This window comes from Methylosarcina fibrata AML-C10, assembly GCF_000372865.1.
Taxonomy (GTDB): domain Bacteria; phylum Pseudomonadota; class Gammaproteobacteria; order Methylococcales; family Methylomonadaceae; genus Methylosarcina; species Methylosarcina fibrata.
Map to the genome: position 1 here is coordinate 1,136,684 of NZ_KB889965.1, position 14,234 is coordinate 1,150,917.

Genomic DNA, 14,234 nt, shown 5'->3' on the forward strand with positions numbered 1-14,234 from the left:
AAATATTAAAGTAATGGAAGCCCTCCCTGGCAAACTGTCGTATTCCTTAACCTTACTGAAGCCGGATCGAACGACGGTAACGCCGAGTCCAATCCGCTACCCGCCATCGTCAGAGCTATGGCACAACGGCGCTGATGTCGGCCGCCAATACGACCCATGGGTTTAAGTTGGTGACCACCGTATCGACTACTTTCAATGTAGCGGTATCGATCACCGACACGGTTCCGGCCGGCGGGTTGGTGACGTACAGATTCTTTCCGTCGGGACTCAGTTCCACCCAATAAGGGCCTTTGTTGGTGGCTATCTTGGCCTTGACTTTCCGGGTAGCGGTATCGATCGCTACCGCGGCGTTGGCGTTGGCGACGGCCGTATAAGCGGTCTTACCGTCGGCAGAAACCGTGATGGCCCAAGGCGTGGGGCCTACCGATATAACGGCCTCTTCCAGTTTCGACGTCGTATTGACCACCGATACGGTGCCTTCCGTGGTATTGGTCACATAGACATATTTATTATCCGGACTCGGTACCGCGTATGACGGATTCGTGCCGACGGTGGCCGTCCAGGCTACCGTCTTGCTGGCAGTATCGATCGCCGATAAGGTACCGGAGCCGTAATTCGCCACATACACACGGGTACCGTCCGGCGAGGCATTGATATTGCGAGGCGCTTGTCCGACGGTTATGGTTTTGACGACCCGATCGGTACTGATGTCGATGACCGATACCGAACCGGCTCCGGTATTGCCGACGTACAGATTGTTGCCGGTAATCACCATGAACCGCGGCTGGCTTTTCACGGTAATGGTCTTGGTAACTTTAAAACTGGAGGTGTCGATGACCGAAACGGTTCCGGAGTCCTTGTTATCCACGTAAAGCTTGTTCTGGCTGGGGTGATGGGCCATGAACTCCGGTTTCTTGCCTACCGTTACCGTCGCTTTGACGGTATTGGTAACCGAATCGATCACCGACACGGTTCCGGAATCCTGATTGGACACAAAGACATTTTTTTTATCCGGAGAAATCACGGCACGCACCGACGTATTTCCGGTAGACGGTTGTGCCAGTATGTCTCCCGTTGCGTCGTCGACGACGGTCAATTTACTGGGCGCCTTGTTGTTGACGATATAGGCCCGATAAGTGGCCGCGTTGACGGAACAGACGCCGCCCACGGTCAGAATAAAACACAGCATTTTGATGGCTGAACGATTCATCGAATTCTCCTAACAGAAGTTGAATAATAGACAGATTGCACTGCAAAATTCGGGATACTTCATACAATCCTTCCCGAGGCAAAGGACGGTATGAAGATCGAATTTCATGGTGCAGAGATTCCAGCAGGATACAACATCTTCTATTCGCCCATATCCGGACGAATCGGGTAGAAACGGCATTATATTTCAATTTAACTTAACTAACGATTAAAATTAGCTTTCTTGCCTTTCATTTTTTCCGGAACAGTTCGTCATTGCCGCCGTCGGTCAAAAAAATCCAGCTTGATCGACACCTTTGGCTCACTTTCCAGAGAGGATTTTTTGAGCCCGGGCGAAGCAATCCATGTTTCCCTCGCCGTCGCCACCCCGTCGATCAACTACGGATTTCATGATTTTGGCTTCTGCCGTTAAAGAGCGCTGCGAAACTAAAAAAAAGCCGGGCTGCTGCAAACTGTCATTCAACGTCAGATACCGATAACGAAACGTGTCTTCTGCCAGAGCGAGCAGGCCCATGACCCACAATCCGAGTATAAGAGGAAGAGCCCAAATGAATCGTTTGGGCTGCCGGTCAACGCAGGAACTCAATTGCCGGACGTTCCCGATTTCGTTTTTTGGTTCCATTTCCTTATTGTTTATTACCCGTGACAAATGGCTTTTCTTGAATTCGGTTTTCATGGCGTTGCCTATTTTTTAAAAATGTCGAGTGCACGGCTCTCCCCCGCATTGTGTTTTTGCCTGCCGAGAACATCCGCAAAGTCGATTCAAGCATTTGAGTTGCCGCCTCGGGCAGGATTCTGCCCGAGCTTTCCGGTCAAAGCTTTCAATAAATCCTCGTTGTTCCGAAAAGGCTCACAGTGGCCTTCGGTATCTTCAATTATTCCGACCAGCGTGGCCGGCTCGCCGTCTTTTCCGGGAGACCGCCGGTAAATTCGCACGATGTAATACTCGGTTGTCGTTTCACTGCCGCTTGGATCGATCAAGGGTTTACCCTCGTTGTATTGTTGACGATGAATCTCGGCCACGAAAGTAAAATACACGAAGTCGACTTACAGATAGGTTACAGATTGGAAGATTTTTTCCTGATGGCGGCCGAACAGACCGAAGCCAAGGTAGGGTACGAGACTGTGAAATTATTCCGGAAATTCTCTCAAAAACTTTCAAGTATTCTTCAAATATTGAGCCTTAAAGCATGTCATCGGCCGGCGGCAAACTCTTCGGGCCGACTTGAATCTATGGAAGGTAGGTTAGACGTCCTTGTCCTCAACGGTACGGTTGGGAAAAGACACTTCCAGAACGACGCATCCCTGATCAGTCCGGAACGGGCCATGCAGTTCTCCGGGAGGACGGCTCGCATAGTCGCCGGCCTTAAGCCACCGGCCAAACGCGTGATCGTACAAACGGCCGCTGACGATGAATACCTCCTCCGGGTAGGCATGAGCCTTGCCGCCGAAAGGCGACGTATCGGCGCCCGGCAGGAACCGGGTCAGTCTTGTGTATTCGCCGGTAACGGGGTCAATGCTCAAGGTCAATTCTTCGGCCAGGCCTTCCAAACCCTTTACGGGCGTCCAACGATCCCGGTTTTCCGGGGTCAGGGCGTTCCAGTAGGTTGTCGTCGATTTCGTCATGCTTTGTTCCGGAATGCAAAGGTGAGTATGCCTGACGTGAAATTTGAATTTATTATATACAGGAACTTGCTCTTCATGAGGACCAACATCGTTATTGACGACGAACTTATGGAAGACGCCCTCAAGGTTACCGGTCTCAAGACCAAGCGCGAAGCTGTCGAGCTTGCGCTTAAGACTTTGATCAATCTTAAAAAAACAGGAAAATATAAAAACATACAAAGGCAAGCTCAAATGGGAGGGTGGTCTTGAAGCCTGGGCAAGTCCGATTACGCTGCGCTAACCGGACCTACAACACCGGTTTTACATTCTTTTCACCTTCAACGCCAACGCCTCTTTCTGCCTTTTGGCGCGTTCGAGCTTTTCCAGCCTTGCTTGTTCCTTGCGCCGATTCCGCATTTCGTAACGTTGTCTGGCCAACTGCGATCGCGCCGATTTCAAGAGCGATCGAGGTTCTTCGGTCAGTTCCTGCATGACGATGCAGTCGACCGGGCACGGCGCGACGCACAGTTCGCAACCGGTGCATTCCGAGACGATGACGGTATGCATCAGCTTGGGCGCGCCGACGATGGCGTCGACCGGACAGGCGTTAAGACATTTGACGCAACCGATGCAGTCCTCTTCGATAATGAAGGCGACGCTTTTCGGCTGGTGGCGTCCGAATTTTTCGTTCAGCGGTTTCGACGGGACGCCCAGCAAATCGGCGAGCGCCCGAATTCCCTCCTCGCCTCCGGGCGGGCACTGATTGATGTCCGCCGCTCTCGAGGCGATGGCTTCGGCGTAAGGCAGGCAGCCTTTGAAGCCGCATTTTCCGCATTGAGTCTGCGGCAGTAAAGCGTTTATCTGGTCGATCATCTTCAAGTCTGGAATACGGGAATGACCGCCGCCTAAGCGGTAAATGGGTCGTTCGGAATCGCGATTTTACAAGAAACCCGTCAAGTTAACCATAGAAGTCATGGGCAGACGATGCCCGTCCGGTTTTGTCCGATCAATCGTTTATCGTTGAAAAGTTGTGCCGATCGACTGTTTCAGGTATTGTCTTAATGAAACAAAACCCAGTTTCAGCGAAATCATTATGAGACATTCCCCGCAGGCAGAATCCCATTCCGACCTTCTTTCCGTCTGGCTGGCGCGGCTCGATCACGCCGAGGTGATCGCCAAAATGATCGGCCTGTTCGATGAGGCTTTTTTTTATATCGTCGACAGAAACCAGCAGGTGCTTTCCTGGAGCCGGGGCATGGAAGCCGTAACAGGCCTCCGGCGCGACGAACTGCTCGGCAAGCCTTGTTCGCCCGAGTTGGCGATTGCCGACCGCGAAGACGAATCCAATCAGCCGCTTCAGTTTTCCCAGGCCGAAGGCAATCCGATGGAGTTTATTAAAACGGCTCGGCCGTTACATCATCGCTCGGGCAGTTTTGCGGGCGGTATGGGCTTGTTGCTGCCGCGTCTCGAAGCGAAGCCGGATTCCCCGCTTGCGTCCGCGGTAACGGAACCGGGCCAGTCCTTTCAAGGCATCATCAGCCGCTCGCCGGCGATGCAGGATGTGTTTCAAATCATAAGCAATGCGGCCGAAACCGAAGCGACCGTGCTGGTCAGGGGAGAAAGCGGCTCGGGCAAGGAACTGGTGGCGAGAGCTATCCACAACCTGAGCGCCCGGAGGCACGCTCCTTTTCTGGCGATCAACTGCGCCGCTCTGTCCAGCAATCTGCTGGAAAGCGAACTGTTCGGGCATGTGCGCGGTGCGTTTACCGGTGCCGTCAAGGATCATAAAGGTCTGTTCCAGCGCGCTCACGGCGGCACGCTGTTTCTGGACGAAGTGGCCGAACTTCCGCTCGAATTGCAGGCGAAGCTGCTCAGAGTGTTGCAGGAAAGAAACTACATTCCGGTCGGCGGCGACAAACTGATCGACGTCGACGTTCGCATCGTCGCCGCGACCCATCGTTCGTTGCGCGAAGAAGTAAAAAACAGCCATTTCCGCGAAGACCTGATGTACCGCCTGAGGGTCGTGCCCATTTTCATTCCTCCGCTTCGGGAGCGCCGGGAAGACATCGGCTTGTTGATCTGGCATTTCATCCGGCAGCATAACGCCCAGAATCTGAGGCAAATCGACAAGATCGAGCCCCAGGCCATGCGCGTTTTGTTCGATTACTCGTGGCCCGGCAACATCAGGGAACTGCACAATGTCGTCGAATACGCCTTTGCGGTGGGCCGCGGCACCACGCTGCGCCTAACCGAGCTCCCGCCCGAATTCAGGGAGCCCAAACCCGGCGCTCCCGTTTCCACGATTCGGCAGGCGCTGACGGCGGAACAGGAAAAAGAAGCCATCCGCGAAGCGCTCGAACGTTCGCACGGCTCGATCACGGCGGCGGCCAATCTGCTGGGCATGAGCCGGGCGACGTTCTGGCGAAAGCGGAAATTGTACGAAGTGTAGGAATCTTGTCCGCAAGATTCCTAAGGATCGATGCCTTGTGCACGATTTGCCGGGTCTCCGCAAAGTTTCAATCCGGCCGGGCTTTCAGCGAATGATCCCGCTCCTGCGCAAACGATGGCAGTCTGTGTGAACCGAAAAGGCTCCAGCCGGTTCCGGCAAGAGCCGGTGGGGCTAATCGAGCAGTTTGAGCTTGATCAGATGAACGCGCCGGTTATCGGCCCGGATCACTTCGAATCTCATGTTATCGACGGTGAGGCTTTCGCCTTTTTTCGGCATGTGCTCGAGCTGATTGACAATGAAACCGCCGACGGTGTCGTATTCGTCCGTTGCCAGATGGGTTGCGAAATACTCGTCGAACTCTTCGATCGGCGTCAGCGCCTTGATCACGTATTCGTTCTCATTGCGCTGATAGATATAGGATTCGTCTTCCTGATCGTCGTGCTCGTCCTCGATCTCGCCGACGATCTGTTCCAGAACGTCCTCGATCGTCACCAGTCCGGCCGCCTGACCGTATTCGTCGACGACGATGGCCATGTGGTTGCCTTTGGTCCTGAGTTCCTTGAGCAGCACGTTCAAACGCTTGCTTTCCGGAACGACGTTGGCGGGACGCATGATTTCATGCACTTTGATTTTTTTATTGGTGACGGCGTGAGCGAACAGATCCTTGAGCAACAGGATGCCGACGACCTTGCTGCGATCGTCTTCGATCACGGGGTAGCGCGAATGGCCGAATTCGGTAACCAGCGGAAACAGCGCTTCGATTTCGGCGTCTTTCGGCACCACGACCATTTGCACTCGGGGAATCATGATGTCCCTGACGCGCATCTGCGATACCTGCAATGCGCCTTCAATAATCGAAAGGGCATCGGTGTCCAATAAATAATTTTCTTTCGCTTCCCGGATAATTTCGAGAAGATCGTCCAGGTCTTGCGGCTCCCCGGTCAAAAGCTGGGAGATTCTATCCACCCATCTTTTCTGCGGGGAGCGCCTACTGGGGGGGTGCTCGTCGTTCATTAATTGATTACCTCAATATAAGGATTACTGATATGCAGTGTCTCCAGGATTGCAATTTCCTTACTTTCCATTCGCTCGGCTTCCGCTTCGTCGATGTGGTCGTAGCCCATTAAATGCAACACGCCGTGGATGACGATATGGGCCCAGTGATGCTCCAGCGCCTTGTTTTGTTCGAAAGCTTCCTTTTCAACAACCGGCGCGCAGACGACCAGGTCGCCCAGATAAATCCGCCCGTCATCGTTTAAATCGTTCATACCCTCCGGCCAGTCGAACGGAAAGCTCAAAATATTGGTCGGTCCCTGCTTATGGCGATATTGCTGGTTGAGTTCCGCGCTTTCGGGCAGATCGACGATGCGGACAACGCAATGATGGCCTTGTCCGCATCCTGCCAGCGCCGCATCGACCCAGGCCTTGATTTGCTTGCGGTCGGGCTGCCCTGCCGATTTATAAACCCGCTGGAGGTCTATTTTATTCCTGGGTCGGCTTGTTTTTTTGCTCATAGTCCTCGTAAGCGGAAACGATGCGTTGCACCAGAGGGTGCCTGACCACATCGCGCACGCCGAAAAAGGTGAAACTGATGCCCTCGACATTCTTCAACACATCGAGCACGTGCTTCAAACCGGACATTTTTTCCGACGGCAAGTCGATTTGAGTCAAATCGCCGGTGACTACGGCGGTCGAACCGAAGCCGACCCGGGTCAGAAACATTTTGATTTGCTCGGTCGTCGTATTCTGGGCTTCATCGAGAATGATGAAGGCGTCGTTCAGGGTTCTGCCGCGCATGAAAGCCAGCGGGGCGACTTCGATAACGCCCCGGTCGATCATTTTTTCAACCCGCTCGAACCCCAGCATTTCGTACAGGGCATCGTACAAGGGCCGCAAATAAGGGTCGACTTTTTGCGCGAGATCGCCGGGCAAAAAGCCCAGTTTTTCTCCGGCTTCGACCGCGGGACGCACCAGAATGATCTTGCTGACTTTTTCATTCTGCAAGGCTTCGATCGCGCAGGCGACGGCCAGATAAGTCTTGCCGGTGCCGGCAGGCCCTATGCCGAAATTGACGTCGTGCGTGACGATTTTTTTCATGTAGTCCTGCTGATTGCGTCCCCTGCCCCGAATCAGGCCGCGCTTGGTTTTGACCGCCACGCTCGGCTGATCGGCCGCATCGGACGCGGACAGGATCGCGTCGATGGAAGAATCCTGCATCGCCAGATGAATAGCTTCCGAAGTCAACTGTTCCCTTTCGGTGCTTTCGAATAATTTTTTCATAAGCGCGCAGGCCGCTTTGACGGAGCTGTCGACGCCCGTTACTTTGAACTGGTTGCCGCGATTTGAAATCTCGACCTGGAGGCGCGCTTCTATTTGCCGCAAGTGCGTGTCGAGTTGTCCGCAAAAATTGGAGAGTCTGCCGTTATCGGCGGGGAGTAAAGAAATTTCCTGGGAAATCATGATGAAACAAATCAGACGGTGGCAACGATTTTATTGATACTGGAATCCATAATGCGACCTCTCAAGGAATTAGGTAAAGCTTCTGTAATCAGGACATCGACAAACTGGCCGGCCAAACGAGGATGAGCGATGAAATTCACGACGCGATTGTTTTCCGTTCTTCCCTGCATCTGCAAAGGATTCTTTTTGGAAGGCCCTTCCACGAGGACGGTTTGAACGGTGTCGATCATGCTTTTGGAAATGTTGGCCGCCATTTCATTGATACGGTTTTGAAAGCGTTCCAGCCGGTGCTTTTTAATTTCGACAGGCACGTCATCGGATAATTCAGCGGCCGGAGTGCCGGGGCGCGGGCTGTAAATGAAACTGAACGACAAATCGAAACCGATCTCCTCGACCAGAGCCAGAGTGTCTTCGAAATCCTGTTCCGTTTCGCCCGGAAAACCGATGATGAAATCGGAGGAAAGGCAGATGCCGGGCCGCACTTCGCGCAGCTTGCGTATCGTTTCGATGTAGTCGGCGCGAGTATGGCCGCGCTTCATCAACTTTAAAATCCGGTCGCTGCCGCTTTGCACCGGCAGATGCAGATGGTTGACCAACTGCGGTAAGACGGCGAAGGCTTCGATCAGATCGTCGGTAAATTCGACCGGATGGGAAGTGGTGAAACGGATGCGGTCGATGCCCTCTACGGCCGCCGCGTGATGCAGCAGCATGGCAAAATCGGTGAGCTCGCCATCTTCCGTTTCGCCCCGGTAAGCGTTGACGTTTTGTCCCAACAGATTGACTTCCCTGACGCCTTGTCCGGCCAAGGCTTCGATTTCGGCAATGACGTCGTTGAGCGGGCGGCTGATCTCTTCGCCGCGGGTATAGGGAACGACGCAGAAGGAGCAATATTTACTGCAGCCTTCCATCACCGAGACGAAAGCCTTCGGACCTTCGGCCCTGGGCTCCGGCAGCGAGTCGAATTTTTCTATTTCGGGAAAGGAGATATCGACGACCGGCTGCTGTTTGCTGCGGGCCTGATCCAGCAACTGCGGCAACCGGTGCAATGTTTGCGGACCGAAAACGATATCCACAAAGGGAGCCCGCTTCTGCAGGGCGGCGCCTTCCTGGCTGGCCACGCAGCCGCCGACCCCGATGATCACGTGCGGCCTCTTCTCCTTGATGGAGCGCCATTTGCCCAACGCGGAAAATACTTTTTCCTGCGCTTTTTCGCGAATCGAACAGGTATTCAGTAACAAAACATCGGCTTGTTTCGGGTCGTCGATCAACTCAAAACCGTGCGATGCGTTCAGTACGTCCCGCATTTTATCGGAATCGTATTCGTTCATCTGGCAGCCGTTGGTCTGTATGTAAAGTTTTGGTGTCATATTATTTAAAATCGCCTTGAAATCATTTATATAAAATCGATGACTCATACTCGATAAAAACGAGTGAGCGATTTTTGCCGGTCTCCTTTGTGGTAAAACAAATGCTTGGGATAAATAAACAGTAATGTTTATAGGCTATTATAACCTGAATCGCAGCTTAACAAAAAATTAAGTCGCCAATTTTCCTTCGCTGCTATCCACGACAGAAAATCCTCCCGCCGCTGGCCGGAACGAATCGGCCGTTCCATTCAACGCCTGTACGAGGCATGCCGGATGGTCGCTATTGCCTTAATGCCGGCCAGATAATAAGATTGTCCATTCCATCTGCGCTATCCGTAGCGGCGTTCAAACTTGTGAAAGCAGCTCCTCGCAGATCCCGTATTTATTCCTAATTTATTGAAGAAAATCATCGTGCACTCTTCCTCACCTCGCTATGTGGTCGGCATCGACCTGGGTACGACGCATACCGCCGTCGCTTATGCCCGTATCGACCCGCCTCAGGCCGAAATACATCTGTTTCAGATCGAGCAACTGGTGGCTCCGGGTCAGGTAGCCGCCAGGGCGCTGTTGCCGTCGGTGCGTTATCATGCGGCCGAGGGAGAGTTGTCGGATGCGGATGTCGCGTTTGCTGCGGCCGGCGGCGCCGTCATCGGCGAAGCCGCCCGTGTGTTGGGGGCCAAAAGCAAAGGGCGGCTGGTCGCCAGCGCCAAAAGCTGGCTTTCGCATCCTTCGGTCGATCATGCGGCCGACATTTTACCGTGGGGCGGCGGAGACGACGTGAGCAAGATTTCGCCCGTCGACGCCAGCGCCAGCTATCTGGCGCACGTCCGGACCGTATGGAGCTACCGCTTTCCGGAAGCGCCGCTGCCGGATCAGGACATCGTGATCACCGTTCCGGCCTCATTCGATGAAGCGGCCCGGTCGCTGACCCTGGAAGCCGCCCGGCTTGCGGGATTACCTCGGGTCCGCCTGCTGGAAGAACCGCAGGCCGTCTGTTACGACTGGCTCAGACGGAACGCCGGCCACATCAGGGAACGTCTGGCCGACGTTCATCTGTTGCTGGTGTGCGACGTGGGCGGCGGCACCACCGATTTGACCCTGATTAAAGTCGAGCACAGCGAAGCCGAACCCAAACTGACCCGTATCGGCGTCGGCGATCATTTGATGCTGGGCGGCGACAACCTCGATCTGGCCTTGGCCCACCTGGCCGAAAGCCGCTTGTGCCCGGAAGGGCAGCGCTTGTCCGCCGCCGAATTGTCGCAACTGATCGAGCAATGCCGGATGGCCAAGGAAAAACTTCTGGCCGAGGACGCGCCGGAACAAGTCACCGTCACCCTGCTCGGCGGCGGTTCCCGGCTGATCGGCGGCTCGAGGTCGGTTCCTCTCGGACGCGAGGAAGTCAAAAAAATCGCGCTGGACGGTTTTTTTCCTCTCTCGGGACTCGATGAGCTGCCCGACAAAAAACGCAGCGGCGTCGTCGAATTCGGCTTGCCGTATGCCGCAGAACCTGCGGTCAGCAAGCACGTCGCTGCGTTCCTGAAACAGCACCGGGCGGCGGCCCAGGACGCCTTGTCAGGGAACGGAACCGTACCCGACGGGCTGTTGTTGAACGGCGGCGTTTTTCGAAGCCGGCCGATCAGCCGGCGCGTGCAGGATCTTTTCACTCATTGGCGAACCCAGCCGCCGGTACTGCTGGAAAACGATCATCCGGAACTGGCCGTGGCTTTCGGCGCGGTCGGCTATGCGTTGGCCCGACGCGAGAAAAAACTCAAGATCGGCGGCGGCTCCGCGCGCTCTTTTTTTCTGCTGATCGATACCGGAACCGTCAAGACGCCAGCATCCGCCGCCCTGCCCGAAAAACAAGGCGTCTGCATTTTGCCGAAAGGCAGCGAGGAAGGAGAAGAAGTCATTCTCAAAGACCGCCGCTTCGCCTTGCGCCTCGGCATGCCGGTGCGGTTCCATCTGGTTTCCTTGTCGGGAGACGCCCCGTTCAAAGCCGGCGACGTCGCAGAAATTACCGATGAGTTCCACTCCCTGCCGCCTCTGGCCGTGGCCTTGGGAGGCGGCGATGACCGGGCACAAGCCGAAGTCGTCGTGCAATTATCGGTCACCCTGACTGAAATCGGCACGCTGAAAATACAATGCGTTGCCGTCGAAGACAGCCGCCAACGCTGGGACGTGGAATTCCAGGTCAGGAAAAAAGGCCTGCCCGGGCTGGAATCCGGCGCCGCTTTGCCCGCGCAGTTTCATAAAGCCGTGGAATTGATCCATTCGGTTTTCGGTTCCAAATCCAGGCAAATCGACCCGAAAGCGGTCAAGAGCCTGCGTGCCGATCTCGAAAAGGCACTGGGCAGCCCGCGGCAGGAATGGCCTACGCCGCTGCTGCGGGAGCTGTTTGCGGCCGTGCTGGAAGGCGCCAAATATCAAAGACGTTCCGAGCACCATGAAAGAGTCTGGTTAAGCCTGGCAGGATTCTGTCTGCGTCCGGGTTTCGGCTATCCTCTGGACGACTGGCGCGTGGAACAATTGTGGAAAAACTATCCCCAAGGCATCCAGTACGTCAATGAAATCCAGAACTGGAGCGAATGGTGGACGTTTTGGCGGCGTGTCGCCGGAGGGCTTGATGCAGCGGCGCAGGAACGGATTTTCGACGACGTCGCCAAATACCTGAACCCGTCGGCCGCGCGGCAGCCCGCAGTCGCCAAACAGCTTAAAAACCGGAGCTACGACGACATCGTCCGGCTCGCCGCGGTGCTGGAGCGTCTGCCGGCGGCGAAGAAAATCCAATTGGGCGAATGGCTGTTAAGCCGCCTCCAGAAAGCCGGCGAATCCGGCCAGACCTGGTGGGCGGTCGGCCGCATCGGTGCCCGCGTCCCCTTCCACGGCAGCAGCCATAACGTCGTCCCGCCCGACACCGCCTGCCTGTGGCTGGAACAGATCCAGACCGCGGACTGGAAGAAATTTCCGCAAGCCGGATTTGCCGCCACCGTCATAGCGCGCATGAGCGGCGACCGAGCGCGCGACATCGACGAGCAAGCGCGCACGCAAATTATCGAAAAGCTCAAACTGAACAAATCGCCCGTTTCCTGGATCGACATGGTGGAACATTATAAAGAGCTGGACGAAAATGAAGAAAAACAAATCTTCGGCGAAGCTTTACCGCCCGGATTGAAATTAATCAATGAACACTAACCCGAGGTAAATAATGAAATTAGTGGGGCTTATTCTGTTATTGGGATTGATTCCGGTCTATTTTCTGGAAGCGGCTTTAAAAGTGTCGATGTGGAGCATGGAAATGATGATTCACAATTCGATACGGTTTTTTGCGGGTTTTCTGGTGCTGGGCATCGGCGTGTTTTACGAGCATGTAATCCGGCTGAAGACGGCACTCCTTATCGTTTTGATGCTGGTAGGAGCCGACTACATTTCCGACTATCTTAGAGGAATCAATACCCACAAACTGGAATTCGCCATACTCGGAGTTTATATGCTGTCCTGGGGATCCGTCACCGGCTATGTATTTATCAAACAGATCAAAAAATACAGTCAGATGCCGTAGCCCTGCTTCATGCTGTTCAATTCCCATATTTTTATCTTTGCCTTCCTGCCCATGGTTTTCATCGGCTTTTACGGTCTGGGAAGGCTGAGTCCACGCCTGGCTTCCTTGTGGCTGGCCCTGGCCTCCCTCTTTTTTTACGGCTGGTGGGATGCCCGTTACGTGCTTCTGCTGCTGGGTTCGATCGGCTTTAATTACGCCGCCGGCCAGGCCATCACCGGTCCAGGCCGAGGCCGGACCAAGGCGATATGTATCCTGGCGGTCACAGCCAACTTGCTGCTGCTGGGCTATTTCAAATATTTCAATTTTTTTATCGAAAACCTGAACGGCTGGACCAACCTGGACCTGGCGGCGCCGGAAGTCATCCTGCCGTTGGGCATTTCCTTTTTTACTTTCACCCAGATCGCTTTTCTGGTCGATGCGTACCAGGGCAAAGTCAGGGAAACCGATTTCGTCCATTACACGCTGTTCGTCACCTATTTTCCTCATCTGATCGCAGGTCCCGTACTGCATCACAAGGAGATGATGCCGCAGTTCGCCCTGCCCGGTCATGGCCGGATTGACCGGGAAAACGTGGCGGTCGGCCTGACGATATTCATCCTGGGATTGGCCAAGAAAGTGCTGATCGCCGATTCGTTGGCCGAGTTCGCCACGCCCATTTTCAACGCCGCCGCTTCGGGCGGGCAACCCTTGCTGATCGAAGCTTGGCTCGGCGCGTTGGCTTACACCTTCCAGCTTTATTTCGATTTTTCCGGCTATTCCGACATGGCGATCGGCCTTTCGCTGCTGTTCAATGTCCGCCTGCCGGTCAATTTCGCTTCGCCCTACCGGGCGACCAGCATCATCGAGTTTTGGCGGCGCTGGCACATGACGCTTTCCCGTTTCCTGCGCGATTATCTGTACATTCCTCTGGGCGGCAACCGCAAGGGCGAAGGCCGACGGTATCTGAACCTGATGATCACGATGCTGCTGGGCGGCCTCTGGCACGGCGCCGGCTGGACTTTTGTGATCTGGGGCGGCTTGCACGGCTTTTATCTGACGGTGAATCATCTGTGGCTTGAGCTCAAACGGCGCCTGAACTGGAACAGAGACAGCAGAAGCTTTGACGTTGCTTCCGCCGTTCTGACTTTCCTGCTGGTCGTCCTCGGCTGGGTGTTTTTCCGGGCGGAAAACGTCGACGCCGCGATGAGGATGATTCGGGGCATGCTGGGCCTCAATGGAGTTTCCGTGTCGGCGAAAATGGCAATGTCTCCGCTCGGACAAATGCTGAAGCACGCAGGGGCAAGGTTCGACGGCACCTTGAGTTTGACCGGACTGGATTCCGGCCAGGCCATCCTGACGGTGATGCTCGCGTCGATCATCGCGTTCCGTTTACCGAACGTGCAGAGCTGTTTCCGGCAGTACCGCCCCGTTCTGGACGAAAGTGCAATGGTTAACGAGGAGCACGAACCACAGCGCGGCAGCCGGGCACCGAAATGGTGGCATTGGCAGCCCAAACCGGTTCACGCCTGGGCGGCGGGGCTTCTGTTCGCCCTGACCCTGCTTCATTTCACCCAGGTCAGCGAATTTCTGTATTTCAGGTTTTAAA

Annotated in this window: 14 protein-coding genes; 5 read left to right on the plus strand and 9 right to left on the minus strand. The window is 54.9% G+C overall.

The window, feature by feature from the left end:
- Positions 1-115: 115 nt before the first annotated feature.
- From A3OW_RS24175 to A3OW_RS0105530, 4 genes are all read right to left on the minus strand, one after another.
- A complete protein-coding gene (locus A3OW_RS24175; RefSeq protein WP_020562430.1) occupies positions 116-1,210 on the minus strand; it encodes a YVTN family beta-propeller repeat protein in 1,095 nt (364 codons plus the stop codon).
- Between the two features lie 300 nt (positions 1,211-1,510).
- Positions 1,511-1,885, minus strand: a complete 375-nt coding sequence (locus tag A3OW_RS0105520) for a hypothetical protein (protein WP_020562431.1) — start codon at positions 1,883-1,885, stop codon at positions 1,511-1,513.
- A gap of 86 nt (positions 1,886-1,971) precedes the next feature.
- Positions 1,972-2,247 carry a hypothetical protein gene (locus A3OW_RS0105525; RefSeq protein WP_020562432.1) on the minus strand — a complete coding sequence of 92 codons (276 nt, stop codon included), beginning with the start codon at positions 2,245-2,247 and terminating at the stop codon, positions 1,972-1,974.
- A 207-nt stretch (positions 2,248-2,454) separates the two neighbouring features.
- A complete protein-coding gene (locus tag A3OW_RS0105530; protein ID WP_020562433.1) occupies positions 2,455-2,835 on the minus strand; it encodes a cupin domain-containing protein in 381 nt (126 codons plus the stop codon).
- 75 nt (positions 2,836-2,910) lie between these two features.
- Here A3OW_RS0105530 and A3OW_RS25880 point away from each other — a divergent pair, with 75 nt between their 5' ends.
- A complete protein-coding gene (locus A3OW_RS25880) occupies positions 2,911-3,084 on the plus strand; it encodes a type II toxin-antitoxin system VapB family antitoxin (protein WP_232422336.1) in 174 nt (57 codons plus the stop codon).
- Positions 3,085-3,135: 51 nt separating this feature from the next.
- Here the strand turns inward: A3OW_RS25880 and rsxB are convergent, their stop codons facing one another.
- Positions 3,136-3,702 (minus strand): electron transport complex subunit RsxB, encoded by a 567-nt coding sequence (rsxB, locus tag A3OW_RS0105540; protein ID WP_269746793.1) that lies wholly within the window; start codon positions 3,700-3,702, stop codon positions 3,136-3,138.
- Between the two features lie 205 nt (positions 3,703-3,907).
- Here rsxB and A3OW_RS0105545 point away from each other — a divergent pair, with 205 nt between their 5' ends.
- Positions 3,908-5,263 (plus strand): sigma-54 interaction domain-containing protein, encoded by a 1,356-nt coding sequence (locus A3OW_RS0105545; protein ID WP_020562435.1) that lies wholly within the window; start codon positions 3,908-3,910, stop codon positions 5,261-5,263.
- Between the two features lie 171 nt (positions 5,264-5,434).
- Here A3OW_RS0105545 and A3OW_RS0105550 read toward each other — a convergent pair whose 3' ends face one another.
- Genes A3OW_RS0105550 through miaB form a run of 4 tightly spaced genes read right to left on the minus strand, consistent with a single transcriptional unit; the run spans position 5,435 to position 9,090 of the window.
- Complete coding sequence (locus A3OW_RS0105550; protein ID WP_026223353.1) at positions 5,435-6,277, minus strand: HlyC/CorC family transporter; 843 nt, start codon at positions 6,275-6,277, stop codon at positions 5,435-5,437.
- Positions 6,277-6,777, minus strand: coding sequence for an rRNA maturation RNase YbeY (gene ybeY, locus A3OW_RS0105555; protein ID WP_020562437.1), 501 nt, complete (start codon positions 6,775-6,777; stop codon positions 6,277-6,279). The genes A3OW_RS0105550 and ybeY overlap by 1 nt, the downstream gene beginning before the upstream one ends.
- The gene (locus tag A3OW_RS0105560; RefSeq protein ID WP_020562438.1) at positions 6,746-7,723 is read right to left on the minus strand and encodes a PhoH family protein; all 978 of its coding nucleotides are present in this window, start codon (positions 7,721-7,723) and stop codon (positions 6,746-6,748) included. Before A3OW_RS0105560 ends, ybeY begins: the two co-directional genes overlap by 32 nt.
- Positions 7,724-7,734: 11 nt before the next feature.
- Positions 7,735-9,090 (minus strand): tRNA (N6-isopentenyl adenosine(37)-C2)-methylthiotransferase MiaB, encoded by a 1,356-nt coding sequence (miaB, locus tag A3OW_RS24185; RefSeq protein WP_033412168.1) that lies wholly within the window; start codon positions 9,088-9,090, stop codon positions 7,735-7,737.
- 411 nt (positions 9,091-9,501) lie between these two features.
- Between miaB and A3OW_RS0105570 the strand changes: the two genes are divergently transcribed.
- Genes A3OW_RS0105570 through A3OW_RS0105580 form a run of 3 tightly spaced genes read left to right on the plus strand, consistent with a single transcriptional unit; the run spans position 9,502 to position 14,233 of the window.
- Entirely contained in the window at positions 9,502-12,282 is a 2,781-nt protein-coding gene (locus tag A3OW_RS0105570) for an Hsp70 family protein (protein ID WP_026223354.1), read from the plus strand.
- Positions 12,283-12,295: 13 nt separating this feature from the next.
- Complete coding sequence (locus A3OW_RS0105575; RefSeq protein WP_020562441.1) at positions 12,296-12,649, plus strand: hypothetical protein; 354 nt, start codon at positions 12,296-12,298, stop codon at positions 12,647-12,649.
- Between the two features lie 9 nt (positions 12,650-12,658).
- Entirely contained in the window at positions 12,659-14,233 is a 1,575-nt protein-coding gene (locus A3OW_RS0105580; RefSeq protein WP_020562442.1) for an MBOAT family O-acyltransferase, read from the plus strand.
- The last annotated feature ends 1 nt before the right edge of the window (position 14,234 follow it).